We start from the raw sequence: 25,373 nt of genomic DNA, 5'->3' as shown, positions 1-25,373 counted from the left end.
TTTACGAAAGCGCCCATTGTATTTGCAGGCATAAATATGCGCCGAAAGTCACGAGAGTGCCTCTGATATAGCTGTGTCCAATGCCTCAGTGTCGCTTGGAGATGATCTACGTGCACCAACTATTTTGACTTCTTTCAATCCAATAAATCTCAGGAAGTGCACTAACCATGGCGTCAAAAAATCTATATTACTGCCAATTTCGGTGCCGCCAGATGCCACAGCTACGTAGACTTTCTTGTTTTTGAGTAAGCCAATTGATCCATCGCTTTCGTATCTAAAGGTTCGGCCTGCTCTTGCGACTTGATCAGCCCAAGACTTAAGGCTTGTCGGTGCACCAAAGTTGTAGATTGGAGTGCCCAAGACTATTCTGTCAGCCGCCTCAAGTTCATCAACCAACTGGTCCGACAACGCAAGCGCACCTTTTTGGCTTTCTGAACGTAAATTGGGACTCAGGAAAATACCTTGCACGGCGGTGTCAGTTAGTACCGCGCTGGTCGTCGATAGATCTCGATGAAGAATTGGCTCATTTTCTCGGTGTAATCCTTCCACAATGCCTCGAGACATATACCGCGAAGCGGAACCCTCTGTGCGACTGCTGGCGTTAAGGTGCAAGATCATGTCGTCTCCTCGCAAATGAGATCGTTTCCTGGTTTTGCGTTAAATGCGAACGCTCTGCCATTCGGCGCGCTCCTGCTTTTCATCAAACACTCTTGTAAGTGACGCGTGCCGTGGTCCTATTCCATATGCACGGGTTTTCAGAAACTTGCTCTGGCGGGGTGTCGAGCGACGGCAAGAATTCGAAACCTCCAAGACTTGAAATAGGCGACTTTGGAATTTTGATACAAAACGAGTCGTACTTGCAGCTATCGGAGCTCTTGGATGATACGGGAAAAAAGCAAGAGCCAACGAGCCGACAAACAAAAGCGCATTGCCTTAACAAAACGTAAGTCGGGAGTTGGGCCAAATTTCAAATTGATTGCACTCGCGACAGCGTTGGTTTTCGTAGCGGTGCTGCCGGGAGTGGCCAAGCCGGAGCACGACAGGATGGCTTGCATCGATAGATTTGATGAAAAACACAGACCGAATTCAGCCTGCTTGCTCGTCCCGCCTAATCAGAAGCCCTTGTTGCGAGAAATGTTTCGCCAACGACTTCTGATCTCGGCACCTGCCCGTCTCTCCGTCCTCCCCGGAGATGCCCGCCCACCAAACGATGGGCAGGTGCCAATTTTCCACTAGTCTTGCTTGCGCTGTCACCGAAGGAGGCCACGGAAGGTGTTGCGAAGACAGCTTTAGAAATGTGGTCGGTGTGACGCTAGTCAATGAACAGCAATTTGCTCGAATGCGGTATTTGAATAGCAGAGTACTTATCTTAGAGCTCACCTGGGACAAATACATTTATGGAGACTGTAAGGGACATATTGTCAATTTCGTGGGTATGAGTTTCCGCGGTGCGTGTACAGTCTAAGTGAACTTCAACAAGTCCTGAAGCTGGGTGTCGTTTCCGCACAAGGGTCATACGGCGTTCGTTGGCCGGAACCAAAAAGCGGAAAGGTGAGACCTTTATAAGTTGATTGCAGAAAGACTTCTACCTGAATGGATCCTGAACATTGATAACTGTGCTTATAAAAATTGAAACACATGTTGATGGTGCTACTCGGTTTAAGTCGTTAACCCGATCTAACTTGGCAGAAAGAGCAAAGTCCCCTGGTGCATTGGACATTCAGTTCTTTCAAGATCAGACACAACCGCACAAGTTTACTCTGATCGAAGTATTCGAAACTCAGAAGGCGATAGACGAATACTATCAAACGCCGAATTACAGGGATTGGCATCAGAAAGTAAGTCCGTTGATCAAGTCTTGGTTTGGGTCGGACCAAACGGATGTCTTGGAATCTGCGAGCTGCCGGGAAGCGGAAGCTACCCACGCCTTCGAGCCTTCTGTGAAGGAACTAGTGTCCGCAGTAGGACATATTCACCGGTTGCATAGTGATGCAAGCCTGAAAATCCCGAAAAATTTTCCAGTTCGGGGCCTTGGAGAAACCGACACTCTCAGTTTACTGGCGCCAATCGTTCTAGGACAAGCGCGTCGACTTGGCTCGGTTGGATCATACGATCATATGGACCCTCCGACACCCTGGGTTACTTGGGCGACGACGCTTTGGAATGCCTCTTTGAACCAGAACTTGTTGCATCCTGATACAGCTCCAATTGCGCGCGAAATCGAAGAGCGCGTTGTATCTTGGTTAGCACCCCTATTTGGGATGAGTAGTGGGCATATGACGCCAGGATCGACTGTGTCCAATTTGACAGCTCTTTGGGCAGCAAGAGAAACACGTGGAGTGACAAGGGTGTTTGCTTCAACTGGTGCGCATCTTTCCATTGCGAAAGCCGCGCACATTTTGGGATTGGAATACGTCAGTGTTGAATCAGATAAATCCGGTGCTATGGACGTAACGCAACTGCCGAAAGATCTGAGGAGTTGCGCTCTTGTGCTGACTGCGGGAACAACGAGTGCAGGTGTAGTCGATCCGCTTGTTTGGTCAGGTGAACCTGCTTGGGTACATGTTGACGCAGCTTGGGCAGGGCCGATGGTGGTGTCTAGTAAATTAAAGGCAGTTTTGTCCGGAGTGGAGAATGCAAATTCTGTCGCCATCTCAGCTCATAAGTGGTTATTCCAACCGAAAGAATCCGCGATAGTTTTGTTTCGTGACGTCAATGCTTCGACTGATGCAGTCAGCTTTGGGGGCGCCTACTTGAGAGTTCCAAATGTTGGTTTACTTGGGTCTGCGTCTGCTCGAGCTGTGCCATTGATGGCCACATTGCTCACATTTGGTCAGGATGGCATGGCTAAGTTAATCGAAGACGCGATGTCCCGTATGAACCTACTATATCAAGAACTGTCTTCGATGTCGGGTGTGGTGGTTTTTCAACCGCCCACCACTGGCATTTTGCTTTGGCGTCCAACACACAAATCGACAGATTTCGTCTTCAAGACACTGCCGGTTGGCATGTCGTCAACGACTGAAATGAACGGGCAGAAGTGGATTCGACAAGTAGCCGCCAATCCAATGGTGGACATTAACCTCATTGTTGAAGCGATCCATTCCGCAGTCGCTACGTCTAGCGTCAACTAAGTCTCGGACATATCTGCGCCGCGTAGCGATGTCTTATTCCTGCAAGGACCAGGGACTGCCCCAATCGCCGAAAGTAAGACAATATGGTCAGAAACCATTGTCGACAATAACTCTTGGTTCTTGTTTACTTAGAACGCTGGGCGCAAATGCAAATTCCCCGAGTTTTATCACTTGGCACCAATTGGTGCTGGTGGGTTGGCAATTGGCCAACCCATTCTGCATTACTTTTTTGCGTGAGCAAGGACTGTTCAGTCACTCCAAGAATGTACTCACTAGGTTCGCTACATATTCTGGGTGTTGATGTTGAGGTCCGTGACCCGCACCGGGCAAGATCGCCAATTGTGCATTCGGTATTTGGGAAAAAAGCACTTCCTGTGAAGCGACAGTAAAGAATGCGTCGTTGTCGCCGTTGATGATCAAAACCGGTTGTTGAATTTCAGAAAGAGATTGGAAGTACCCGTTCTCAGGATTGAACCAAAAATCTTGTATGGCGGCTGTCTGAGCTGCCATTACATCCGGCGTCGTTACGGGTTCGTCAGGGCGGCGGTTGCTGTCGATGCGCGAAAGCGACGCCTCAACAAGATTCGCGTGCTCCGGAGCATCTGAAAAGAACAAGTACTCACGATCTTTGTCCGAGTACGTTGTTTTTCCATCAGCGCGTGATGGGCGGGTGGCGACGTCGAATACACCTTCTTTTGGGCCCGGCGTTAGATCAGACGCGGCCGGGCCGGTGCCAATCAAAATCGCCTTCCGGACCAGCTCAGGGTGATCCGACAGGATTGCCTGTGATGTAAATCCTCCCATTGACCAACCAAGTATGTCCACTTGGTCCCAACCTTGGGAAGAAACAAATTGAGCAACATCCTCCGCCATTCCGCCAATTGTGTCCGGTGTGGCGCCACCAGTTGATGAAACACCAGCTTGATTGAAGAAAACGACCTGTCTTTCGTTCGCCAATTGATTGACGAAGGCGGGATCCCAGTCATCCATATTTGCTCGGTAGCGTGTAATCAAAATCAATGGTGGCGAGTCTGATGCGTCACCAATTGACCGATACGCGTAAGTTACATCGGCAGCTTGTGTGTACTGCGTGTCAGCGGTCTCAGCGGATTCAGACGCCAGCGCAATGCTCGACGTCAACGTAAAAGCAATTGCAATCGTGGTACGGCTCATAAGTTTACAAAGAGGCATCATTTTTCTCCGAAGTCTGGGTTTCATGGTTTGAATCGGGGTCAACATGGACGGTCTGGGCGTTCCGGGGGATAAGATCGCGTCACAAAGCAATAAGGCTGGTGACACTGCCTTCCGTGGGTGAGCTGGGATATTCAAATTGCTTGCCGCCACGATTGACCCATGTCGTTCGCCAACCAAAGCAAGTTGCCCCGTATACGTCCCAGGGATTTGAAGAGTAAAACCAAATGCTTTTTCCTGAAGATCCGAGTTGATCTTCAGCATGGGCGTAGGCGGTCGGCGAAGGTTTGAATTGTCGCACAGGATCGACAGAAACGATCAAATCAAAAAACTCGTGCATGCCAGAAGCCTCAAGTGCTTCGGCCAGCATTGGAGCGTCTCCGTTTGACAGAACAACAAGCCTATCACCCTGCGCTTTGAGCTTGTCCAACGTGGCTTTGACTTCTGGAAACGCGCGCGCTTCCGAATAGGTCTCAAGCAAACCGGAATATAACGGTTGGTCAGCTTCGACCTGCAAACTTCCGAGGGCCACCTTCAATGCCCGTTGGGTAAGTTCGGAGAAGGTTTCATAGGTTCCCGTCAGTGAAGCGACCCAGGCGAACTCAAGCTGCTTTGCACGCCACACATCGGATAGTCTCTCCACAGTACCAGGGCAAAGAACGGGCCCGTAAGCTGCTATAACAGAGTTCAGATCAATTAAGGTTCCATAGAGATCAAAGACACGTATTTTGCTCATCAGTCAGCTCCCCGGAATTGTTGGGGTGTTCCTGCGCTTGCGTTTTGGAGACGCCACCCTTGCAAGGTCCAACCGACGTTGAGCGCGATCAAACGATCAATGTCAGGGATGCCTGCCGAGGTGCGCCACTCAGGAAAGCTCTCCCGCGTCGCTTTGATAATTCGTTTGGTGCCATCGTCTGTTATCGAACCATCACCGCGATCAAGTTCGGTTTCGACGAAGCTCGAAAATGCTTCGAGGTAACTTATTTCTTCCGCGATCAAGGTGTCGAAGTCCCCTGGCTCACCATGTCCAGGCGCAATAGTCTCCGCATTTGGGAAGCGTGCTCGAAGGCTCCTGAGTTGTGATATCCAGGCGTCAATTCCGCCTTGGTACAAAACGGGAGTGGTCTTGTTGTTGACGAAATCACCTGTGATCAAAACCTTGTCGTTCGGAACGTAGATCAACGCTGTTTCGATTGCCTCGTTTCCTCTCAGCAGTGCGACGTCCAACATCTGATCCCCGCCAGTAAAGGAAACTCCGTCCCTTAAACCCGGTTCCGGGACAGGTGTTTCCGCGGGTATGTCCTCGGGAAAGTCCTCGAGGCGGTTCGCGTAGAAACCATGCTCATCGTTTCGAATAACGCGATGTACTGTGTTCGACGTGAAAGCAGGCGCGTTATTTGTCGCTGCGCGCATGGTGGATAATCCACCGTAGTGGTCACTATGGGGGTGTGTGATTACGATGCCGTCCACGGTTTCGCGGGATTTTCCGGTCACGCTCTCGAATGCGCTCATTGCTTCAGCCGCTTCTGGAATCCGCCAATAGGCGTCAACGCAGAGGGCACTCCGATGACCCACCACCCAATATGCGTTGATGGAGTGCGATCTCAATGAGTCCACACGGAAGCCTTTGACACTGGTGCTGATATCGATTGGCCCGGCACTTGCGGCCTGGGCACCTTCACCGGGAGAGGCAGCGGACGACGTTGCTAAGTACGGTGTCGCAAGTGTGGTGCCAAGAAGAGTAAAGAAATCGCGTCGTTTCATTTTTCAGCTCTCCTGCTGGCCAAATCACTCAAAAGTCGTCGATGGGGAAGGGTTTTTGGTCGGCTCAGTAAAACTCTCTAGGTAAGTGGCGGCTATGGCCGAAACATTGATAATGGCATGAATGGTCGCGTAGCTCAGACCAGCTTCCTGAGCTTCAAGTTGGTCGTAGATGTCCGGCATGGTTTTGTGGTTGAGTACGTGGGACGCGATTTTCAGGGTCGCTGTCAGACGCAGCTTGAATTCTCTGATCGTCAGTCCATGTCGATGAGCAACCTGCGACAGCCGCTCGCGTTTTGACGATGCTTTAAGCTGTGTGATCAGGGTTGGTTCACTCTTCCGGAGAAGCAACTCAACGAGTTCCAAATGCTCGAAGAGAGTCAAAGCATCGATTGTTATCACTTCCGCGATGACTAAAGAAGCTGCCGGGTTCCAAGCAACTGAACATGCCTCCGGAACTGGAGGTGTTCGCGTCTCGCAGTCTTGGGTTGAAACGCTGTTGTCGCTGTATTCAAGTCCTACATATCTTTGCAGCATGGAACCCCTCCACTATCGGCTGAGCAGCAGTAGTTTCCTCAGCGACTGGCATATGGGTATAGCTTTAGTCTGAGCATTGATTTCAGAAGCCCTGGTTTTCAAATTCTTGCTCCCGCACCTTGAGCCCACACGCTGCCCGCGCAGCCATCAGTGAGTGGGCAACAATTTGGAAAACACGAAATCTGAAATAACCCGACCGTGCGCCAACTATTATGTGCCCCAGGAAGCGTGTCTGTTGCAGACCCGCATAAATCTGAGGAGTTTCAAAATGGACGGACAACGAGTAACCGAAGGCCGTTTGGCAAACAAAACCGCTGTTGTAACCGGTGGAACGACAGGACTGGGGCTCGCTTCCGCTCATAGGTTCGTGCAAGAAGGGGCAAAAATTCTCGTTACTGGCAGAAGTCAGGATCGTGTGGATGCCGCAGTTGCCGCGTTAGGCGAGTCAGCGACTGGTTATGTGGCGGACTCAACAAAAATGATTGATTTGAATGAGTTAGCCAACGCTGCAAAAGAAAGGCTTGGGCACGTTGATGTGTTGTTCGCAAATGCTGGGAACGGTCTGTTCGCACCGATTTCAGATGTGGATGAAGATCTCTATAATAACCAATTCGACCTGAACGTAAAAGGCGTTTTCTTTACTGTCCAAAAGTTGTTGCCGCTGATGGGCCAAGGCGGCTCCATTATTCTCACCGCATCCGCAGTGCACTCCAAAGGTGCACCTGGCGGCAGCCTCTATTTTGCGAGTAAAGCGGCAGTGAGGTCGTTTGCGCGCACCATGGCGGCCGAGCTCGGCGGGCAGGGAATACGCGTAAACTCGTTGAGCCCGGGGATTGTTCCAACACAGTTTTTTGCCAACTCTAACGTCGATGAAAGCATGTTCGCCCAGTTCGATGAAATGGCCGGAAAAGGGTCTCCGGTCGGACGAGCGGGACGCCCTGAGGAAATCGCCGAAGCCGCAGTATACCTGGCTAGCGATGAAAGCTCCTATGTCAGCGCCATTGACTTAAGTGTTGACGGAGGTTGGGCTGAGGTTTGATCTCAATTTCGCCATCAGTTCTATTTTTACCACCCTTCGTCTGCGCCCTGTGAGGCGTCGAAGGGTGGTTTTTCAAAACTGAAGTCGGCATCACCCACTACACGCGGCAATTAGAGAGTTTTCTAATGGTTGTCGGCATTGCAATGGATGGCCAAAGTTGCAGTTCTGAACGGCGTCTATTTCTAAAATCAAGAAATCGAGGAACGGAACGCGGCTCCAAGTCGGGAGTACAAAGATGGCTGGGCAGGAAACTGGCAAAGGAACCAATCTTCTCGTAGTTCCGGTAAATTTTATTGTACCGGGAAATACCAAACCAAGAATTCTAGTCGATGAGGGCGGACGTGTTGGGCATCGAAGCGAATTCGAGAGGCGTGAGTACAATGTGGCGATCAGGGACGTTCGAGGCAATACGCAGGAATATCACCTCAAGCGCGATGGGCTTGCTTTTGTTTCGCATGAGAGTTCTGTAGCCAACTTTGATGAATTCGCTGATCATCAGTCTACGTATGATGAAGAAATTCAGGAACTTATCTTATCTCATTCAGGCGCACGTAAAGTTGTGGTCTTCGATCACACGATGCGTTTGGATGACAACAACTCCGAGGGGCGCAAACCTGTCCGACACGCGCACGGAGACTATACCAGTCGGTCAGGTCCACAAAGGGTCAGAGACCTGTTGACCGAAAGCGAAGCGGATTTCTGGCAAGCTGAAAGGTATGGAATCGTTAACGCTTGGCGTCCAATCAACGGCCCAGTCGAAACTGCGCCGCTTGCGTTCGTCGATCCAAACACAATCGCACCAGCGGATCTGATAGAAACGGACCTCGTATATCCAGACCGCATCGGAGAGATCTTCGAGCTAGCGTACAATCCTGACCATTTGTGGATCTATTTGTCGGGACAACGCACGGACGAAGTAACCTTGTTCGTGACGTTTGACAGCGGCGTAGTGGGCAATCAAAAGATTGCACCGCACACAGCGTTCGACTTGCCGGCTACCAATCGGTATTCGAAACCGAGGCATAGCATTGAAAGCCGAGCGCTGGTCTTGTTCTAAGACGATTAGAAGGTTTCTTTGAAAGGTCGCAGATCGGCTTCGAATGTCCAAGCGGAGGGATGTTGCGCATGGATCTGCCAGTAGCTGGACGCGATGGCATCAGGATCCAGCATTCCGTTGGCGCCCATACGTTCTTTAAGAGTCGGATTGCGACTGTTGAGACGTTCTCCATCGATACCGCCATCAATAATCATATGTGCCACATGGACACCTTCGGGGCCCAGCTCTCTTGCGAATGTGGCAGCGACGGCTCTTAAACCTGCTTTGGCTGACGCAAAGGCCATAAACGGCGGGCGCGCTTTGAGGGATGCGGTCGCCCCTGTGAACAGAATGCTACCAGTTCGTTGTTGTTTCATTCGTTTGCCAGCTTCTCGGCCGCACAAGAATCCGCCCAGGCAACACACCTTCCAGGCCGACGAAAAATACTCAGCCGAAATTGAAAGCGTGTCGTGTGTGAAGGCGTTGCCCGCATTGTACGCGACAAAATCAAGCTCGCTGTTCATTGCGTCGACCTGAGCAAACAGACTGACAACAGCTTCTTCATCGGTTACATCGACCGGTATACCAACAGCTTCCCCACCTGAGTTCCGGATCGACAGGGCCAGGTCATCGATGGGGTTTGGACTGCGCGCCGCTACCACGACACTGCGACCCTCTTCGGCCGCCTTGCGTGCGAGCGCAGCACCCAGGCCGCGTTCGGCTCCTGCACCTATGACAAGTGCGATTTTCTGATTCATACGATCCTCCTTGCACAGCGTCGATTGTAGTCGAAGAAGTTCCCGCTCGGCCACAGGCTGCCGAGCGGGAGAGTCCTCAGCTTTTGGGCGGTAAGGTCACAGAGCTGGAGCGTGTCACTGTGATCAGCAAGCTGAGGCAGGGAGGTTAAGCGGACAGGAAGTCATCGATCATTGTCGCACATTCCACCGGAAACTGATGTTGTGGGCCGTGGCCAGACATAGGCAGAATTGCCAATCGTGAGTCAGGGATTTCCCGATGCAACAAAAGTTGGTTTTGCAGCGGATAACATGGGTCGCGATCACCATTCATGATCAAGGTTGGCTGCGAGATGTCTTTGAGGCGAGCAAACCAGGGGCTATCGTCCGCCGAGTAGTTCAGAATGATCTGCAACAGGTTTCGCCACTGAGCTTCCGGCACCAAGGGTTCTTGACCCACACGCTGTTGCGATTCAATTCGATCTTCCGCCAGGCGTCCACGAGCTCGGCTATCAGGACTGTCTGCGTAGAATAAAATGACTTTGTCCTCGAAGCTCCAGGGAGTGCTTGTGGCAGTATTAAAGAAAATGTCCTCTGGTGGCTCCGTTTCGGCAGACCCAGGACAGGAAGAACCCACCAGAACCACCTTCCGAATTAGGTCAGGGTGATTGATTGCAAGCATTTGGCACACATATCCACCCATTGAGAATCCAATGACGTCGACTTTTCCTAGTCCCATTGCCCGGATGAAGGCAGCGGCATAGTCACCCTGATCCTTTGCCTCTGTTGGCACGGTTCCGGATGTGCTGGAAATACCGATATTGTCGAATATCACCAGCCGGCGGTTCGGGGCGAGAGCTTCCAGGAAGGCCGGATCCCACTCATCCATGGTCCCACGGAATCTTTGGCAGAAAAGAAGTGGAACGCCTTCAGGAGGCCCCATGAGGCGGTAAGCAAATTTTATTCCGGATGCTTCAATGAATTGCGTCTCTGCCGGTGCTCTGAAGGTCACCTTTTTGTCTGCACCGACTTCAGATGCGGGATGCACTTCAGTGTTGATAATGTTCATTTGGTCGCCCTCCTGTGCAACAGTGTTGTGATTTCTGCGGCTACCCACTGGCTTGAAACGAATAGCCTGTGATCTCGAATATGCTTCACGCATTCGGCGAGGTATTCCGAATTCGAGAAATTCTACATTCGTGCTTGAAACAGTGAACGCTCGCGACGGCTCAAGCGATTGGAGGAGCCGCAGCGCTATCGGTCAGCCATTGCGCGTCACGATGCCTAAACGGCGCTCGCACCACTGAAATTCGATTTCAAAACCGGTTTGTGGGCCCATTTGGTCTGGGCGCTAAGAATTCATTCACTTTAGATGGCCGACGCCCAAACGCTGAATCGCAAGAATTTGAAATCATTAAGATCTGAAATCTGTGTGCTTGTTCCAGGCCTATATCTTAGTCATGCAGGCATTTGGGGTAAGTCATTATGAAGGCTGATAAAACAATGATAAACGGGCTTGTGCGCGTCTTGGCGAGCACTTTGGTACTACGCTGCAAAGCACGTTTCTTTGCCTGGTCTGTTGGCGAAGGTGCAAACGCAAAAGCGCGCGAGTTCTTCTACAGCGATTATGACATTTTAGATGCTTTGTGTGATGAGTTTGCTCGCCGGATTAACGAAGTTGGCGGCAGTGTTCCAGGAGCCTACTCCAAGCTCGCAGCGATTTCGTCGATAGAAGAAACCGAGCGCCTACTTGTTCCCGAAATGATTACTCAGTTGGCCAAAGACCATGAACAAATGGTCTTCGACTGCCAATTTGTCGTCTCGATACTCGAACGCTACGATGACCGACAATCTGTTGACCTGCTCTTGCAGGCAATAGACGAACACGGAGCGTGTGCATCCAAACTCCGCGCTTTTCGACCTCAGGAAAGCGACTGAATTCGAAATTGCGTAGGCGTTGTTCCCAGTCGGGCCAGGAAAGCCCTTTCCAACACATCTGCGGAGGAAAATCCAACGTCCATAGCGATATTGGCTATGCTTGTTTCTTCGTCCTTCAAGATCTTCATAGCATGGGCCAGCCTCCGTTCATGGACGTATTCTGGTAGAGGTGTACCAGTCGCGTTGAAAAAGGCCCAAAGCATCTCCAGCGGCGTAAGACCAATCAGATCCGACAGCTCGGTCAGGCTTACATCGTCGATGAGGCACATTTCAATCAGATCCAGGAAGCTTTTAAGTTTGGCACCCGTAAGCCTTTGAACGCGGCGCTGGGTACGTTCTGTTGACGAACTTTCCAATGTATGAACGAGCAGCCTCAACGTCAGAGCTTCAATCGCCAAGCGACCATGTGTCCCGCCTTTGCGGAAGAAACTGAAACCATCTTCCAATATCCGTTGGAAGTTTGGGTTATCCATATTTAATCCGCTTTCGTTACGCGCTTTCTGATCCAACTCACCTTCAAGGTTTTCTCGGACGTAGGGCTCGAAATCGATGGCGAGAAATGTCGTTTTTCCAACTTCGGTTCTGGAGTATGTTCTAGAACCTGCGGGATGATAATTTGCTGCTGACGCAGCGAGTTCAGTTGACAGGGCCTTGTCGCTGTCGAGCGCTATTGCGCATCTTGTGCTGTGAAAGGGAACGGCAATGACGTCGCGGGGAGCCTGAAAATGAACTTCGAACTCACAAGCCTCAACCAGTTGAATGCGGCATGCTTCTGTTTCGAAGCAACTCCCAAGAGTTGGAATGCAATCACTCTTTGAAATCAGGCTGTTGTTATCTTCTTGATCTTTCACGACTTAAACTCTTTTCGATATGCGCCGGGTGTCGTACCCAACCGTTTGCGAAATACATCTGTCATGTGCGCTTGAGAGGAAAAGCCAACGGCATATGCAACGTCGGCCAACGGCGACGAACTGTTCTCAAGTAACTCGCGTGCTCGGGTTATCCGACGCTCGAGTACGTATTGATGTGGCGACAATCCCAGGGATTCTCTGAAGCATCTAGAGAAATGGTACGCGGACACTCCGACTTCTGAGGCTAGGCTAGAAAGACTGAGATCGCGAGAGAGATCATCTTCAATAATATCCAAAACACTTGAGAGATTTTGAGACGACAAGCTTGGTAGATGAGCTTTGACGACTTCATTGCCGTGAACACCCAATTTAACTTGATCCATGGCCAAGATTGCAAAGGCTTCCGCCACAATACGTTGAACTGGTTCACCGCAGATCAAACGTTGGCGCAGCGCATGCACAAATTTCACAGTATTCGAAGCTCTCAGCCTTACGCGAGTTTCGTCTGGAAAAGGAGATCTGCTGTCCGAAAAAAGACTTTGTCGCAGGTTTGGATCAATATCGATAGCGACAAGCTCGCAAACACCGTCCGTTGTACGGCAAAAGGTCTTAGAACCTTTCGGGTGGAAGTTTATTTCTCCCGCAACTGAACCGTCTGATGAAACAACATCGCTATCATAGGAGACTTCGGTCGCGAGGCGACCGAGAGGAAGCGTAAGTGTATCAAAATTTGCAACAAAATTGACTTCGAATTTTTTGGGCCGGATAAGATGCAGACGGAGATCACCAAAATCCCAACAACGGTCAAGTGCCGGAGAGCTGTTTTCTGAATTTAGGCGAGTGCCGTGTTGCAATACTTCACTCATTTCGCAGTCTCTTTCCGATATGCGCCAGGCGTTACACCCAAGCGTTTGCGAAATACATCGGTCATATGCGCTTGCGAGGAGAATCCAACCGCGTATGCGATGTCAGCGAGTGACGAGCTTTGTGCCTCAAGCATGTTTCGAGCGCGGACGACCCGCCTCTCTAGGATGTATTGGTGCGGGGACATCCGCATCTCGTTCTTAAAACATCGTGCAAGATGATATGGGCTCAGACCTACTTCGTTTGCGATTTCTGTTAGTGACACGTTGTCTGATAGATGAGCCTCGATGTAATCCGTGATCTCTGCAAGTGTCGGGCGTGACAGGCCCGTAGGTGCCTCTGGTCGCGCTTGTCGGCCTGAAACCCGGTCGACAACTTCGCTCATTGCCAAAACGGCTATGCTCTCAGCCAAGATGGACTGATTTGCGTCGCCCGAAAGAACCGCACGGCGAATTTTCTGGGCCAATGGGACGGAAATTGCGGAAGTGATCCCTTCAAACACATCATCGTTCAACAAGTGATCGTGAGACCCTTTTTCATAAATGAGATTTGTTCGAAGGCTCTTCGGGATTTCGATGGTAACGAATTCACCACGAACGCTGTCGCCCCGAACGTGAGATATGGAACCTTCAGGGTGGAAGGTAAGCATCCCAGGCCCCAAGCTCATGTCATGCATTTTGTCGGAGTTGTACGACCTGCTACCTTTGATAGACCCCAGTGTGATAGAAATTACATCCTGGGGAGCGCAAAAATGCACTTCGTATTTTTGTTCAGGAACGAGGCTCATGCCAATTCGTTGAGTGTCGATACTTGGCCCAAGCCTAGGTGCGCTCTCCTTTTGTTGGCGCGCATCTCCGTGCTTCAATACCTCGCTCATTTCGCCGCCTCCTTGCGAAAGGCGCCTGGCGTTACGCCAAGGCGCTTGCGGAAAACGTCCGTCATGTGCGCCTGCGATGAGAAACCAACAGCGTATGCGATATCGGCCAAAGAATAGCCGTTGTTTGCAAGCATTTCGCGGGCTCGTGTTACTCGGCGTTCCAATACGTACTGATGCGGTGCCATACCAGTTGCGGCTTTGAATGAACGCGCAAGGTGATAAGGAGAACAGTTGGCTTGTTTTGAAAGCTGATCAAGCGACAAGGAAAAGTCCAGATGCTCTTCAATGAAATCGCAAAGGCTAAGCACGCCAGACTGCCCTAACCGCCTGGAGTTTATGTCATTGCGTAAAACACTGCTCGTACTCAGTGATCGTATAAGCAGATCTGCAAGTGCAATGCCCCAAGAATCTGAAACAAGGGGGTCAATCTTTTGAGATGCGAACGTCAAAGCAATATTGTCCAGCACGTTTGAGATAGTTGGAAGAGTATGGCCGACCAGGAGCGGCGGATCCTTCTCAAAATCCAAAGTGCTTCCCAAATCATGGGCAAGCCAATTTAGAACACGGCGATCCAAGTAAAAGTGTTGAACGGAAATCTCGCCATCTGAACGCCAAGTTGATTGCTCTAAACCGGGTGTGAGAGTTATTTGACCCAAATGCGCAATTTGGTTGGGTCGATCAATGCGTTCGACGCGCCCACCAGATATGTGCCTGGCCAGGGTTATGAAGTGAGGGCAAGATTCGTCGGGAGTCTCGTCCATTTTGCCCGACCAAACAGACATTTTGAGATATGTTTTTGCCTGAATGTCACTCGCGAAATCCATTGAATGACCAGTTGATACGATACCTTCGTACGCTGCGGGACGTGTGCTGATTGGACGAGGGGTGGCCTGGTCATTTGACAGTGCTTTTGTCATTTCGCCGCCTCCTTCCGATATGCGCCGGGGGTAACACCCAGTCGTTTGCGGAACACATCTGTCATATGCGCTTGAGATGAGAAGCCGACAGCGTAAGCGATATCTGCCAACGTCGATCCATTGAATGCCAGCATTTCGCGGGCCCGTGTAATCCGGCGTTCCATCACGTACTGATGTGGAGAAAGCCCCATCTCTTCCTTGAACAGGCGGGCAAAATGATAAGTGCTTAGCCCTGTTTCGAGCGCGATTTCCGTCAGGCCGAGGTTTTCTGAGAGGTTCGCTTCTATGTATTCCCTAACTGTATCCAGCCTCAATTCGCCAGTTTGAGGTGGCAACGCTGGTTGCGATTTCATCGCTCGTGCGATCTCGGCGAGCACAAGAGTAACATAGGACTCGGCCGAAAGGCGATGATCTGCTCGACCAGACAGAAACAGTCGTCGGCCAAGTTCGGCCAGTTTGAGAACTTCTGGTGTACTCAAATTTGCGTAACTTCCGGAAATGCTCTCATCAGTCAGTTCAAAGTCTGTAAACACAGAAGTTCTAAGTTCTCTATTCAGAATGAGACAGACCAACTCTCCATCTTGTGCCTCACTTCGCGCAAATACCCTCGAACCAGCGGGATGAAAATTGGCCTCTCCTGGGCAGAACGAGAACTTGTCCAACTGATCGCTGTCGAAAGCTTTGACGCCAGACGAAGGACCAAGCGCCAGTGTAATGACATCCCGTTCAGAGGAGAAATTGACTTCGTAGGTCTTGGCAGGATTGAGGTCAATGGAGAGACCAGAGTGCGCTATCCGCTTTCCAATAGCGGGCGCAACCGCCTCGCGGCTCAGCGCGCTTTCGTGCCGGAGTTCAGGCTGACGCATCATACCGCACACCTGTGTGATTGCCGTAGTGGTGAAACTACCGCAGAACAGGGCAGATAAGGCTTGTCGATTGCCTTGCACATGATCTTTGTGTTCTTCATCACTTGCTCCGACGTTTGACCATAGCACAAAAAGGCGTCCAGTGCGCGTGGTGCGTTGTTGGTGTTGCACATTCTCCGTGATGTTATCCTGACTCTAGGTGTGCAGCTTTCGAGCCCCATTGATTCCAAATTCTTGCTATTTCCTCGGATGACACAGTGTTTTCAGCGGCTTCGCATCCAGATCGAGCGTCCCTAGTCATGTGATTATCTAAAAACCTAGGCCGGCACGTCTCGGAAACACGGGCTGACAAGCGCAGAAAATTGAAAAACCGAGAATCAGAAATACTCACCGCGGCAACCCAAGCAAGTTAGGAGCGCATTTGTTGATCGACGCTTCGGGCAAAGTTGCCCTAGGAGACGCCTGTGGATGATGGTCGCAACATCAATGAGGAAGCTTACGACCCTTTCGACGAGGGTTGTCGGGCTTGTTCGCACCAGCATTCGTGTTTGGGGCCAAACGTCTTTCGTGTTGATGCGGAATTGCGCGGCAAGCTGTCAAAGCATCTTCCGTTGTCAGATCTTAAACCAATGTCGGCTACTATAATGTCGAAGCTGTTTGGGAGCGACCAGCTTACGCCAGCACAACAACACGCTTTGTTTTCCAAAATCGACATCCTTTCGCAGTGCCAATCCTGGTCCAACATTCGTCATGTGATCGCTGAGACTGATGGATTTAACGGTGCCGAACCTACCGTATCATCAAAGTGCCTAATTCCGGACCCAGGTGTTCCAGCGGTGCTTGAGTTGCTTTCGGCGATATTGGATGACGAAACAAATCAGCGCTTGGGGTATTTTACCTTCGGTCAGTACCTTGGTTTGAGCTCGGATCAAACGAGCGATATCTTGGAACTTGCTGGGTTCATACTGATTTCGAGGATGTATGGGGACATAAAAGAAACCCAATGCGCCTTTGATCAGTGTTTCACCGATATGTCACATGCAACCAGTCTTTTTCGGAAACTGAATGACCGTTAACGGCAATCTTAGGTTGGGCAAAGTCTTTGTCGTCGTGCAGTATGAACGCTCCAGACTGTGTTCTCATGAACGGACGCTTCGAAATTCATTCTGGATACCTGTTTTTAAAAACGGACTTGGAGGCAAAATTTCGTCAAACGTCCTTTTTGTATGTTTTGAGCTGCGAACCGTATGAAAGACAATTGGAGCTAGAAAGAGGGGATTTAGTCAAATTAAACGGACGACCTGATAAGCATTCGCGGTTAAGGCGTCCTTGAACTTCGGCAATTCCTCCGACGCAAGGAGGCGGCATCGCCGATTGCATCAATTCCGAATGCAACTTTCTCTACCTGATCAGCATCAGGAAACCTGCTGGACACTGGAGATGATCAAAAAACAGGCACGCAAAACGTACCAAAGAGAAGTTTCCCCGATACTTCTTTTCTCAATTTTCGAAAATCCGGGTGACTCGATAAAGACCGGTGTAAAGTAAGCAATCACGATCAAAACCTCGGACGAGTGCCGCCCACAAATGGAGAATGATCTTGAACTTTCGCATTTGCCTAGTCGCCACAGTCTTTTTTGTTGGGAGCTTCGAGTTTCTTATGGCCCAACAGGGTCCTCCTCAGGTGACCGTTGCCAATCCCGTCGTCAAGACAATCGTGGAAGATGACGAATTTGTCGGTCGGTTCGGAGCGGCGGCAGATGTCGACGTACGGGCTCGTGTATCTGGCTTTCTTGATGAAGTTCATTTCAAGGATGGAAGTATAGTAGAGGAGGGGCAGATCCTCTTTACAATTGATCAGCGACAGTTTCGAACGGCGTTGAGGCAGGCTCGAGCACAGATCAAAATTGCTGAAGCAACAAGTGAGTTTACAACTGACCAACTTGAGCGCGCTGAATCATTGGTGAAAAATGGAAACATCGCGGAAAGCGTTGTTGATCAACGCAGAGAAGCGTTTTTGGCGGCTCAAGGAGCCTTGGAACAAGCGCGCGCAGCCTTGGAGTTGGCCGAGCTAGACCTTGAGTACTCGGAAATTCGCGCGCCGATGGCCGGACGCATCGACCAAGCCCTAATCGACCCGGGAAACCTAGTAACGGCGCAAGACACGCTGTTGACCTCGATAGTCGCAACTGACCCAATCTACTTTTACTTCGATATCGATGAGCGGTATTTTCTAGCATATGCGAGAGACGCGCGTGCACGAGGTTCCGTTTTGCAAGAGGGTGCAGCGGGCCTTCAAGTCAAAGTAACGGTTAGTGACAGAAGCATACCGGTCCAAGAAGGGACCCTGGATTTTTCAGAAAATCGTATCGATGACGAAACTGGTACAATGCGCGTGCGGGCTGTTCTACCGAACCCAGATGAGCTTTTGACGCCAGGGCTATTTGGACGAGTTAATGTTCCGGGTTCACTGCCATATGAAGGCATCTTGATACCGGACGAGGCCATCGCCGCCGATCAGAACCGACGAATTGTGATGACTGTGGACGAGGAAGGCACCGTTACGCCAAAGGAGATTCGCCCTGGCCCAAGGATTGATGGGTATCGTGTCGTTCGCGAAGGCCTGGATGGATCAGAAACACTCGTAATTGAAGGTCTTGTTCGCGCCCGTCCGGGGAGTGTAGTCACCCCGGAAATGATTGAACTGCCGCTTACGGCAAGTAACTGATATGGGGCGTTTCTTTGTAACTCGTCCAATATTTGCGATAGTGGTTGCTGTAGTTACCACCATCGTCGGGCTAATTGCTTACTTCGAACTTCCAGTTGAGCAATATCCGGAGATCGCTCCTCCTTCGATAGTCGTTCGGGCAACTTATCCAGGGGCTGATGCCGAGACGATTGCCGCCACTGTAGCGACGCCGCTCGAACAAGAGATCAATGGTGTAGAGGGGATGCTCTACATGTCGTCATACTCCACCGCTGATGGGACGATGTCGCTCACGATTACATTTGACTTGGGCACAAATCTCGATGCTGCCCAGGTGCTCGTTCAGAACAGAGTAGCTATTGCGGAGCCTCGTTTACCTCAGGAAGTCAGATCGCTTGGCGTGACAACCAACAAGTCATCACCGGATCTCATGATGGTGATTCACATGCTTTCGCCGGACGAGACATTTGATCAGCTCTATGTCTCAAACTACGCGCGGTCTCGGGTTCGGGACCGACTTGTGCGCCTTGATGGTGTGGGCGATCTATTAATCTTTGGAGAAAGAGAGTTTTCGGCGCGAGTATGGTTGGATCCGGATCGACTTGGTTCACTGGGTTTAACATCTGGAGACGTCGTAGCTGCTCTCCGCGAGCAAAACGTTCAAGTGTCCGGAGGCTCGCTCGGCGCACCTCCTAACGCGACCGAAAACGCGTTTCAGGTGACACTTACAACCCAAGGGCGGCTGGAGAGTCCACGAGAATTTGGAAGAGTCATTGTCAAATCAACGGAAGATGGCCGCGTTGTAAGGGTACGAGACGTGGCGCGCGTCGAAATTGGCGCAAGATCTTACGTCACCAACTCTTACCTGAACAATAAACCCGCCGTAGCACTCGGCATCTTCCAGCGACCTGGTTCGAATGCACTGGCTTCAGCCGACGAAATCCTTGCTAAAGTTGAAGAACTATCGAAGGACTTCCCGCCAGGGCTCGAATACCAAGTCATCTATAACCCGACAGAGTTCATTGAGGCCTCGGTAAACGCAGTCTACCGAACTTTGTTTGAGGCAGTATTGCTGGTCGTCGTCGTAATTGTCGTTTTCCTGCAAAATTGGCGCACCGCAGTTATTCCTTTGATAGCGATCCCAGTCTCTCTCATTGGAACCTTCGCGGTAATGCTTGCGCTTGGGTATTCTCTGAACCTTCTCACACTTTTTGGGCTCATCTTGGCGATTGGGATTGTGGTAGACGATGCGATTGTTGTGGTCGAAAACGTTGAACGAAACATCCATGACGGGATGTCACCGCGGGATGCCGCGGCGCGCACTATGGATGAGGTTCAGAATGCGATAATCGGGACAACGCTGGTCCTTATTGCTGTGTTCGTGCCCGCTGCTCTTGTTCCTGGAATAACCGGCCAGTTCTACCGCCAATTTGCGGTGACTATTTCGGTGGCGACGGTCCTGTCGACAATCAACTCGCTGAGCCTTTCGCCTGCGATGGCAGCTGCAATACTGAGGCCAAAGTCTTCGCCTGTTTCAGGCAGTCCTCTAGCAGCAGTCACACGGCCCTTCGTCAATGGCTTCAATAATGGCTTCGATACGATGGCAAGCGCCTATGCTCGTGCTGTTCGGTACTTATCAGGTTCATCTGGGATGCGTGGCATCGCAATTTTCGTTTTTGGCTGCCTATTAGGCGGGACATATTGGATCACGACAAAAGTCCCGACTGGTTTTATTCCCGAAGCGGATCAAGGTTACGCCATCGTGGTTGTGCAGTTACCCGATGGTGCTGCACTGGATCGAACGGACGAAATAATCAAACAAGCCACCGAAATTGCGCTTGAAACGCCAGGCGTAAAAAATGCTGTGGCCTTTGCGGGTTTTTCAGGCGCGACTTTTACAAACGCAAGCAATCAGGGTGTTATTTTTACGCCGTTTGAGTTATTCGAAAGTCGAATGGAAACCGGTCTGTCCGCTGAAGTTATCGTTGGCCAGTTGTTTGGGCGAATGCAGTCTTTGCGGGAAGCCTTCATCATCGCAATAGCGCCCCCATCAGTCCGAGGCGTCGGGACCGGCGGTGGGTTTAAGTTGCAGATCCAGGAATTGGAAAGCGCTGATATGTCGCGAGTGCTACAATCAGCCTACGCGATCATGGGAAGAGCCAGCCAGTCTGACAAAGTACAAGGTGTGTTCACTACCTTTTCTTCCGGATCGCCGCAGCTTTACCTCGAAATTGATCGCGTTCGTGCGCAAATGCTAAACGTCCCAATCGGCGAGATTTTTGAAGCACTCTCGATCAATTTGGGGTCGGCTTACGTGAATGACTTCAATGCGTTTGGCCGCCTGTTTCAGGTCCGGGCACAGGCGGACGAACCCTTTCGGCTAACTCAGGACGATATCCGTAGCCTTCGAGTTCGTTCTGCTACGGGTGACTTGGTGCCACTTGGTACACTGGTCACGGTTAGAGAAACCGCGGGACCAGCTTTGGTTCAGCGATACAACCAACTGGTTTCTGTTCCAGTTCAAGGGTCGCCAGCTTCAGGTTTCTCTACGGGCCAAGCGTTACTCGAAATGGAGGCTTTGGCGGAGGCGGTGATGCCCCCGGGGCTAGACTATGAATGGACTGAGCTGGCACTACAGGAACGAAATCAAGGCAACACGGCTGTTTATATATTTGCATTCTCTGTGCTTTTTGCCTTTTTGTTCCTTGCTGCGCTGTACGAAAGCTGGGCGCTTCCACTCGTTATCATACTCATTGTGCCGCTAGCTGTACTCGGCGCAATGCTGGGCGTAGCGCTTCGAGGACTAGACAACAACATTCTCACCCAGGTTGGGCTGATCGTTCTTGTCGGGCTTGCCGCAAAAAACGCTATCTTGATCGTGGAATTCGCCAAGCAGGCACAAGAAGACCGTGGGTTGTCAGCTGTAGATGCCGCGGTGGAAGCAAGCAGACTGCGACTGCGCCCGATCCTGATGACCGCTTTTGCGTTTATTCTAGGTGTTTTGCCTCTCATGGTTGCCGTAGGTCCTGGTTCGGAAATGCGGCAAGCGCTTGGGACCACGGTGTTCTTTGGCATGTCCGGTGTAACCCTTTTGGGACTATTTTTTACGCCGGTATTCTATGTTGCAGTCAGGACGATCTTTCCTGCCAAGCGCGTGTAGACATGAGGGGTCCTTAAGTACTCATTCTCTTGGAGCATTCTGATCGGCACAGGTAAAAAGGCGGATAAATCGCGCGTTGGTTTGCATGCAAAGGGCGTGACCAGATGCGAGCTGATTCGGAGAGAGCCTTTAGTTTTTGACCAGTGAAGTCCGCGCTCCAAATCTGAAAAGAAAATAATACAATGCGTTTGATCAGAAGTAAGGATGCAAAAGATGGAAAGCCTAGCAGCCAATCTTCGAGAAATGACAAGAACGCCGCTTCACGAGAGTCATGTGGAAGCGTTACGGGGGCTTGGGGATGAGATCGTTTACGCCGCGGGCCAAATGGTCGCTGAAGCTGGGGATCCCATAAACTCGTTTTTGTATATTCTAAACGGGCGGGTTGAAGTGATTGATCCCTACACGAGGGAAGCGCACCTACCGGCGTCGCTTGGACCAACTCAATTCATAGGGGAGGTGGCGTTTTTGAGCGGTGGTGTTTACACTTTGCCTCTGCGTGCGAGGGAAGACACAACGGTCATTTCTGTCCCACGCCCCAAGATGTTGGATGCAATGTCGCGTATTCCGGAGATGTCAGACATCGTTATCAGCGTCTTTGCCGCAAGACGCCGAAGGCAAATCGAAGACGGTGATAGCACGCTAAAACTGGTTGGAATAGACGACGATCCGCAAGTCCGTAGTGTCGCAGAGTTCGCGATCCGAAACAAAATCCCATTCCGGCCGGTTGAGCTGAATTCCTCTGAGGCCGAAGACGTTACAAAATCATGTAAAATGGATGCTTGCCGACCTGCGGTTGTGTTTGGTCAAAATCGCGTTGTGCAAGATCCCACGCCCGCCAAGGTTGCAAGGCTGCTTGGGCTTGAACAAGTCTTTGAGTGCAACGAAACAGTGGATGTTCTCATCGTCGGAGGAGGTCCCGCAGGTGTAGCTTCGGCAGTGTACGCCGGGGCAGAAGGATTGTCGGCCGTGCTTCTCGAAGACATGGCCGTAGGAGGGCAGGCTGGCACTTCAAGCCGCATCGAAAACTACATGGGGTTTCCGACCGGCATATCAGGCGCTGACCTCGTATGGCGCGGTGAGATTCAAGCTATGAAGTTTGGTACACGCTTTATGCGACCAAGACGCGCAATTCAGCTAACACAGCGAGAAGACAACACCTTTTGTGTCGAACTCAACAACGGAAAGGAGATTTGTGCGAGAGCCGTCGTAGTTGCCACAGGCGTTCAATACCGCCGTCTTCCTTTGGAAAACCTTGAGGCATTTGAGGGGCAGGGCATTTACTATGCGGCAACAGAAATGGAGGCCCGATACTGCAAAGGATCCGAGGTTGTTGTTGTTGGTGGCGGCAATTCAGCCGGGCAGGCTGCAATGTACCTCTCAAGAACCGCTAAGCACGTCCACGTGCTCGTCAGAGGGAAAACCCTTTCTTCATCTATGTCTGAATACTTGCTGTCCCGTTTGGAGGCAGATCCGGCGATATCAATTCATTATCGTTCCAGACTTAAGGCGCTTAACGGCGACAATGCTATGAACAGTGTTGTCATTGACTGCGATGGCTCGGATTGGCACCTAGAGTGCGGCGCCGCCTTTATTATGGTGGGGGCCGCTCCAAACACGGGGTGGCTACAACGAACGTGCCAACTTGATGAGAATGGGTTTGTCAAAACAGGAGCTGCGGCCGGCATGCCTTCAAGCTATCAGACATCTTGCCCGGGGCTTTTTGCAGTGGGTGATGTGCGGTCAGGCTCGGTAAAGCGAGTGGCTTCAGCCGTAGGAGAAGGTTCAGCAGCAATTTCCCAAGTTTGGGAGCATGTCTATAGGTGAAGGAATGAATTGGTAGGCACTTAACTATTGCTGGCAATGTCATGACTTCGGAAGAGGATTCGATTAGCCGATTTAGTTCTGGTCAGGGCGCGTGAGAATCTGATGAAAGAGTCTGCGCCGTAGTGTACTGGAGCTGGTAGGTCACACGGCCGAAATGAACAATCTAGAGCAGGCTTTCGCCGCGCTCGCTAGCCTTTGGCCACGGTTGTTGATCTGCTCCAAATCGACCAAGCAGCTCTTTCGCAATACAGAATTGCTAAATCCCTTTGGTCCAGTCCTCGCAATGCTTCAATGTCTTCGTGGTTCTCCATCCATTCTAGGAGCTTTTCTTTGTCCGTGTTCTCATACGACTTGAAAAGAAACTCGGCCAATTCCAACCAGTTTTGTGGTTGAGAACGTTCTTTCTTTACTCGCCCAAAGAATGTTTCAGGATGCTGACGCCAAGCACTGATTTCTTTGTCGGTCAACTCATGAGAGATAAGTGCGTTTGTACCGTCACTCAGCCGATAAATGCCTTCTGCTTTTCGCTCAGCTTCAAGAACTACCGCATCAATCAATACACCGGATACGAGTTCTCCGTCAGCACTCGGGACCATGTATTCTTTCCCAATCAATAGTCTGGCGTATCCACTGTCGTCGCCCAACGCGAACTCAGGGATCTCTCCATCAAAAGTTATCGGTATGTTCTGGTGCTCTTTTATCGAGTCAAAAAGTTGAAGCATCTCGGCATGCTTTTCCAAGTCTTCCAAGTAGTCTTTGAAACGGTTTGTACGAGCGTTCAAGCCGAGTTCCGGAACCCGAAAGCCATCCATCACAGCTTGTAAGCCGACATCGGAAGCCTCTAGATTGTTATGAAATGAATGATTTGTGACAATTACGTACGCCGGGGGATAAAGCTGACCCTCAGAGTTTCTAAACTGCTCGGCCTCCCTAATTTGGTTCAATGCCGCCTCTATCCAAGTGCCTTCTACTCCTTGAACCTTCGCATCAGGAAAATTCACTTCGATAAACACCAAGCGCGTGTGATCTGTCGACTTACGCAGTGCCTTGGATAGCTTTTGTGCGACGCGCAAGCGTCTAACTTCGTCGACTGGCCCATCTAGGCCTATGAGCCTGTTCCTTGCCTTCACCTCAACTGCAAACTTCTTTTGGGTTGATGGGTGAGTAGCTACGAATTCTACATGGCTGGAAGTGCCGTCTTTTTCGTTTTCGTATTCCACCTCAAAACCCGCCTTCAGAAGCGCGGCAGATGCGTACGTTTCAAACAGTTTTCCGATAAAATCATCTTGCCTAGCGCTTTTGAGTCTTCGGACAAAGCTGTTCAATATCTCGTCTGACTTTGCTGGGTCAGAATGGTGCGCTATCAAGTACAGGTTATACGAGAGGTTCAGGAATGCTCGTTGCGCTCCCGTCATCGGACCAGATAAAAGCCCATCTTCGTCAGTGGGGAGTTGTTGATACTCACGCATTGATTGATCATACCATTGCATGATCTGATGGCGCTGAGCCTCTGGTATATCCCGTTGACTTCTTGCCCAGTCTTTTCCGAGTACCATCCAAATGTACTCGCGCAAAAAGTCATGAAACGTCTTCCATGTCGGGGAATGGTAGATTCGACTACCGACACCCACAATGCGACGCCCCTTGAACTCATTCGAGACAATTGGCCGACCCAAACCCTGCTGTTTTTGCCGCAGAAAGTCAGCCGCTTCGATTTCTTCAAGTTTTGCTCGGAACGGATCAAAGGAGTTTGAGTGAGCCATACCAACTTGGATTCGACCGTGGCAGTGCTTGTACTTTTTGCCGCTACCGCAGGGGCATGGCTGATTTCTACCGATTTTCGCCAAATCAACCTTTCCCTCAAATACCCGTTGCAAGGTATGGCATTTAGCAGTCTAGGCAGATGAAATGCGCGGTCGATTCCACTCAATACGTTC

The 25,373-nt window shown here is 50.8% G+C and carries 22 protein-coding genes; 9 read left to right on the top strand and 13 right to left on the bottom strand.

From position 1 onward, the window contains the following. Positions 1–48 precede the first annotated feature (48 nt). Positions 49–618 (bottom strand): FMN-dependent NADH-azoreductase, encoded by a 570-nt coding sequence (locus tag ACXAC3_RS14775; RefSeq protein WP_475161621.1) that lies wholly within the window; start codon positions 616–618, stop codon positions 49–51. 261 nt (positions 619–879) lie between these two features. Here ACXAC3_RS14775 and ACXAC3_RS14770 point away from each other — a divergent pair, with 261 nt between their 5' ends. Both ACXAC3_RS14770 and ACXAC3_RS14765 read left to right on the top strand, forming a co-directional pair. Further along, complete coding sequence (locus ACXAC3_RS14770) at positions 880–1,236, top strand: hypothetical protein (protein WP_475161618.1); 357 nt, start codon at positions 880–882, stop codon at positions 1,234–1,236. A 380-nt stretch (positions 1,237–1,616) separates the two neighbouring features. Continuing rightward, entirely contained in the window at positions 1,617–3,134 is a 1,518-nt protein-coding gene (locus ACXAC3_RS14765; RefSeq protein WP_475163441.1) for a pyridoxal-dependent decarboxylase, read from the top strand. Positions 3,135–3,386: 252 nt separating this feature from the next. Here ACXAC3_RS14765 and ACXAC3_RS14760 read toward each other — a convergent pair whose 3' ends face one another. Genes ACXAC3_RS14760 through ACXAC3_RS14745 form a run of 4 tightly spaced genes read right to left on the bottom strand, consistent with a single transcriptional unit; the run spans position 3,387 to position 6,623 of the window. Next, complete coding sequence (locus ACXAC3_RS14760; protein WP_475161614.1) at positions 3,387–4,352, bottom strand: alpha/beta fold hydrolase; 966 nt, start codon at positions 4,350–4,352, stop codon at positions 3,387–3,389. A 55-nt stretch (positions 4,353–4,407) separates the two neighbouring features. Beyond that, a complete protein-coding gene (locus ACXAC3_RS14755) occupies positions 4,408–5,061 on the bottom strand; it encodes a haloacid dehalogenase type II (RefSeq protein WP_475161610.1) in 654 nt (217 codons plus the stop codon). Further along, positions 5,061–6,089: an MBL fold metallo-hydrolase gene (locus tag ACXAC3_RS14750; RefSeq protein WP_475161605.1), complete on the bottom strand. Its 1,029-nt coding sequence runs from the start codon at positions 6,087–6,089 to the stop codon at positions 5,061–5,063. The genes ACXAC3_RS14755 and ACXAC3_RS14750 overlap by 1 nt, the downstream gene beginning before the upstream one ends. Before the next feature lie 24 nt (positions 6,090–6,113). Beyond that, complete coding sequence (locus tag ACXAC3_RS14745) at positions 6,114–6,623, bottom strand: hypothetical protein (protein ID WP_475161602.1); 510 nt, start codon at positions 6,621–6,623, stop codon at positions 6,114–6,116. 268 nt (positions 6,624–6,891) lie between these two features. Here ACXAC3_RS14745 and ACXAC3_RS14740 point away from each other — a divergent pair, with 268 nt between their 5' ends. Together ACXAC3_RS14740 and ACXAC3_RS14735 are read left to right on the top strand one after the other, a co-directional pair. Further along, a complete protein-coding gene (locus ACXAC3_RS14740) occupies positions 6,892–7,662 on the top strand; it encodes an SDR family NAD(P)-dependent oxidoreductase (RefSeq protein WP_475161600.1) in 771 nt (256 codons plus the stop codon). 235 nt (positions 7,663–7,897) lie between these two features. Then, positions 7,898–8,719 (top strand): CmcJ/NvfI family oxidoreductase, encoded by an 822-nt coding sequence (locus tag ACXAC3_RS14735; protein ID WP_475161596.1) that lies wholly within the window; start codon positions 7,898–7,900, stop codon positions 8,717–8,719. 5 nt (positions 8,720–8,724) lie between these two features. On the opposite strand, the gene ACXAC3_RS14730 is transcribed toward ACXAC3_RS14735, so the two are convergent. Continuing rightward, entirely contained in the window at positions 8,725–9,456 is a 732-nt protein-coding gene (locus tag ACXAC3_RS14730) for an SDR family NAD(P)-dependent oxidoreductase (protein ID WP_475161592.1), read from the bottom strand. Positions 9,457–9,601: 145 nt separating this feature from the next. After that, positions 9,602–10,501, bottom strand: coding sequence for an alpha/beta fold hydrolase (locus ACXAC3_RS14725; RefSeq protein ID WP_475161588.1), 900 nt, complete (start codon positions 10,499–10,501; stop codon positions 9,602–9,604). A gap of 416 nt (positions 10,502–10,917) precedes the next feature. Here ACXAC3_RS14725 and ACXAC3_RS14720 point away from each other — a divergent pair, with 416 nt between their 5' ends. Next, on the top strand, positions 10,918–11,370 hold the full coding sequence (locus ACXAC3_RS14720; RefSeq protein ID WP_475161585.1) for a ferritin-like domain-containing protein: 453 nt from the start codon (positions 10,918–10,920) through the stop codon (positions 11,368–11,370). Here ACXAC3_RS14720 and ACXAC3_RS14715 read toward each other — a convergent pair. The 5 genes from ACXAC3_RS14715 to ACXAC3_RS14695 are packed head-to-tail and all read right to left on the bottom strand — an operon-like array spanning position 11,355 to position 15,748. After that, positions 11,355–12,221, bottom strand: a complete 867-nt coding sequence (locus ACXAC3_RS14715; protein ID WP_475161584.1) for a helix-turn-helix domain-containing protein — start codon at positions 12,219–12,221, stop codon at positions 11,355–11,357. The two genes, ACXAC3_RS14720 and ACXAC3_RS14715, sit on opposite strands and share 16 nt — an antisense overlap. Beyond that, on the bottom strand, positions 12,218–13,087 hold the full coding sequence (locus tag ACXAC3_RS14710; RefSeq protein ID WP_475161581.1) for a helix-turn-helix transcriptional regulator: 870 nt from the start codon (positions 13,085–13,087) through the stop codon (positions 12,218–12,220). The genes ACXAC3_RS14715 and ACXAC3_RS14710 overlap by 4 nt, the downstream gene beginning before the upstream one ends. Then, entirely contained in the window at positions 13,084–13,962 is an 879-nt protein-coding gene (locus tag ACXAC3_RS14705; RefSeq protein ID WP_475161578.1) for a helix-turn-helix domain-containing protein, read from the bottom strand. The genes ACXAC3_RS14710 and ACXAC3_RS14705 overlap by 4 nt, the downstream gene beginning before the upstream one ends. Further along, on the bottom strand, positions 13,959–14,879 hold the full coding sequence (locus ACXAC3_RS14700) for a helix-turn-helix domain-containing protein (protein WP_475161576.1): 921 nt from the start codon (positions 14,877–14,879) through the stop codon (positions 13,959–13,961). The genes ACXAC3_RS14705 and ACXAC3_RS14700 overlap by 4 nt, the downstream gene beginning before the upstream one ends. After that, a complete protein-coding gene (locus ACXAC3_RS14695) occupies positions 14,876–15,748 on the bottom strand; it encodes a helix-turn-helix domain-containing protein (protein ID WP_475161573.1) in 873 nt (290 codons plus the stop codon). Before ACXAC3_RS14695 ends, ACXAC3_RS14700 begins: the two co-directional genes overlap by 4 nt. A 461-nt stretch (positions 15,749–16,209) precedes the next feature. Here ACXAC3_RS14695 and ACXAC3_RS14690 point away from each other — a divergent pair, with 461 nt between their 5' ends. From ACXAC3_RS14690 to ACXAC3_RS14675, 4 genes are all read left to right on the top strand, one after another. After that, positions 16,210–16,821, top strand: a complete 612-nt coding sequence (locus ACXAC3_RS14690) for a hypothetical protein (protein WP_475161571.1) — start codon at positions 16,210–16,212, stop codon at positions 16,819–16,821. A gap of 524 nt (positions 16,822–17,345) precedes the next feature. Then, positions 17,346–18,473, top strand: a complete 1,128-nt coding sequence (locus ACXAC3_RS14685) for an efflux RND transporter periplasmic adaptor subunit (RefSeq protein ID WP_475161568.1) — start codon at positions 17,346–17,348, stop codon at positions 18,471–18,473. A gap of 1 nt (position 18,474) precedes the next feature. Further along, complete coding sequence (locus ACXAC3_RS14680; protein ID WP_475161565.1) at positions 18,475–21,612, top strand: efflux RND transporter permease subunit; 3,138 nt, start codon at positions 18,475–18,477, stop codon at positions 21,610–21,612. A gap of 213 nt (positions 21,613–21,825) precedes the next feature. Then, complete coding sequence (locus ACXAC3_RS14675) at positions 21,826–23,436, top strand: FAD-dependent oxidoreductase (RefSeq protein ID WP_475161562.1); 1,611 nt, start codon at positions 21,826–21,828, stop codon at positions 23,434–23,436. Between the two features lie 188 nt (positions 23,437–23,624). Here ACXAC3_RS14675 and ACXAC3_RS14670 read toward each other — a convergent pair whose 3' ends face one another. Continuing rightward, a complete protein-coding gene (locus ACXAC3_RS14670) occupies positions 23,625–25,283 on the bottom strand; it encodes a YecA family protein (protein ID WP_475161560.1) in 1,659 nt (552 codons plus the stop codon). Positions 25,284–25,373 lie beyond the last annotated feature (90 nt).

Source organism: Ruegeria sp. ABV4_181 (assembly GCF_056158465.1).
This window is presented reverse-complemented; position numbering and strand designations above follow the sequence as displayed.

Excerpts from the sequence above, each read along its gene's own strand:
- ACXAC3_RS14675 (WP_475161562.1), top strand. The coding sequence starts at position 21,826 with ATGGAAAGCCTAGCAGCCAATCTTCGAGAAATGACAAGAACGCCGCTT.
- ACXAC3_RS14680 (WP_475161565.1), top strand. The coding sequence starts at position 18,475 with ATGGGGCGTTTCTTTGTAACTCGTCCAATATTTGCGATAGTGGTTGCT.
- ACXAC3_RS14695 (WP_475161573.1), bottom strand. The coding sequence starts at position 15,748 with ATGATGCGTCAGCCTGAACTCCGGCACGAAAGCGCGCTGAGCCGCGAG.
- ACXAC3_RS14745 (WP_475161602.1), bottom strand. The coding sequence starts at position 6,623 with ATGCTGCAAAGATATGTAGGACTTGAATACAGCGACAACAGCGTTTCA.
- ACXAC3_RS14775 (WP_475161621.1), bottom strand. The coding sequence starts at position 618 with ATGATCTTGCACCTTAACGCCAGCAGTCGCACAGAGGGTTCCGCTTCG.
- ACXAC3_RS14730 (WP_475161592.1), bottom strand. The coding sequence starts at position 9,456 with ATGAATCAGAAAATCGCACTTGTCATAGGTGCAGGAGCCGAACGCGGC.
- ACXAC3_RS14760 (WP_475161614.1), bottom strand. The coding sequence starts at position 4,352 with ATGAAACCCAGACTTCGGAGAAAAATGATGCCTCTTTGTAAACTTATG.
- ACXAC3_RS14725 (WP_475161588.1), bottom strand. The coding sequence starts at position 10,501 with ATGAACATTATCAACACTGAAGTGCATCCCGCATCTGAAGTCGGTGCA.
- ACXAC3_RS14755 (WP_475161610.1), bottom strand. The coding sequence starts at position 5,061 with ATGAGCAAAATACGTGTCTTTGATCTCTATGGAACCTTAATTGATCTG.
- ACXAC3_RS14705 (WP_475161578.1), bottom strand. The coding sequence starts at position 13,962 with ATGAGCGAGGTATTGAAGCACGGAGATGCGCGCCAACAAAAGGAGAGC.
- ACXAC3_RS14700 (WP_475161576.1), bottom strand. The coding sequence starts at position 14,879 with ATGACAAAAGCACTGTCAAATGACCAGGCCACCCCTCGTCCAATCAGC.
- ACXAC3_RS14720 (WP_475161585.1), top strand. The coding sequence starts at position 10,918 with ATGAAGGCTGATAAAACAATGATAAACGGGCTTGTGCGCGTCTTGGCG.
- ACXAC3_RS14770 (WP_475161618.1), top strand. The coding sequence starts at position 880 with ATGATACGGGAAAAAAGCAAGAGCCAACGAGCCGACAAACAAAAGCGC.
- ACXAC3_RS14735 (WP_475161596.1), top strand. The coding sequence starts at position 7,898 with ATGGCTGGGCAGGAAACTGGCAAAGGAACCAATCTTCTCGTAGTTCCG.
- ACXAC3_RS14710 (WP_475161581.1), bottom strand. The coding sequence starts at position 13,087 with ATGAGTGAAGTATTGCAACACGGCACTCGCCTAAATTCAGAAAACAGC.
- ACXAC3_RS14750 (WP_475161605.1), bottom strand. The coding sequence starts at position 6,089 with ATGAAACGACGCGATTTCTTTACTCTTCTTGGCACCACACTTGCGACA.
- ACXAC3_RS14740 (WP_475161600.1), top strand. The coding sequence starts at position 6,892 with ATGGACGGACAACGAGTAACCGAAGGCCGTTTGGCAAACAAAACCGCT.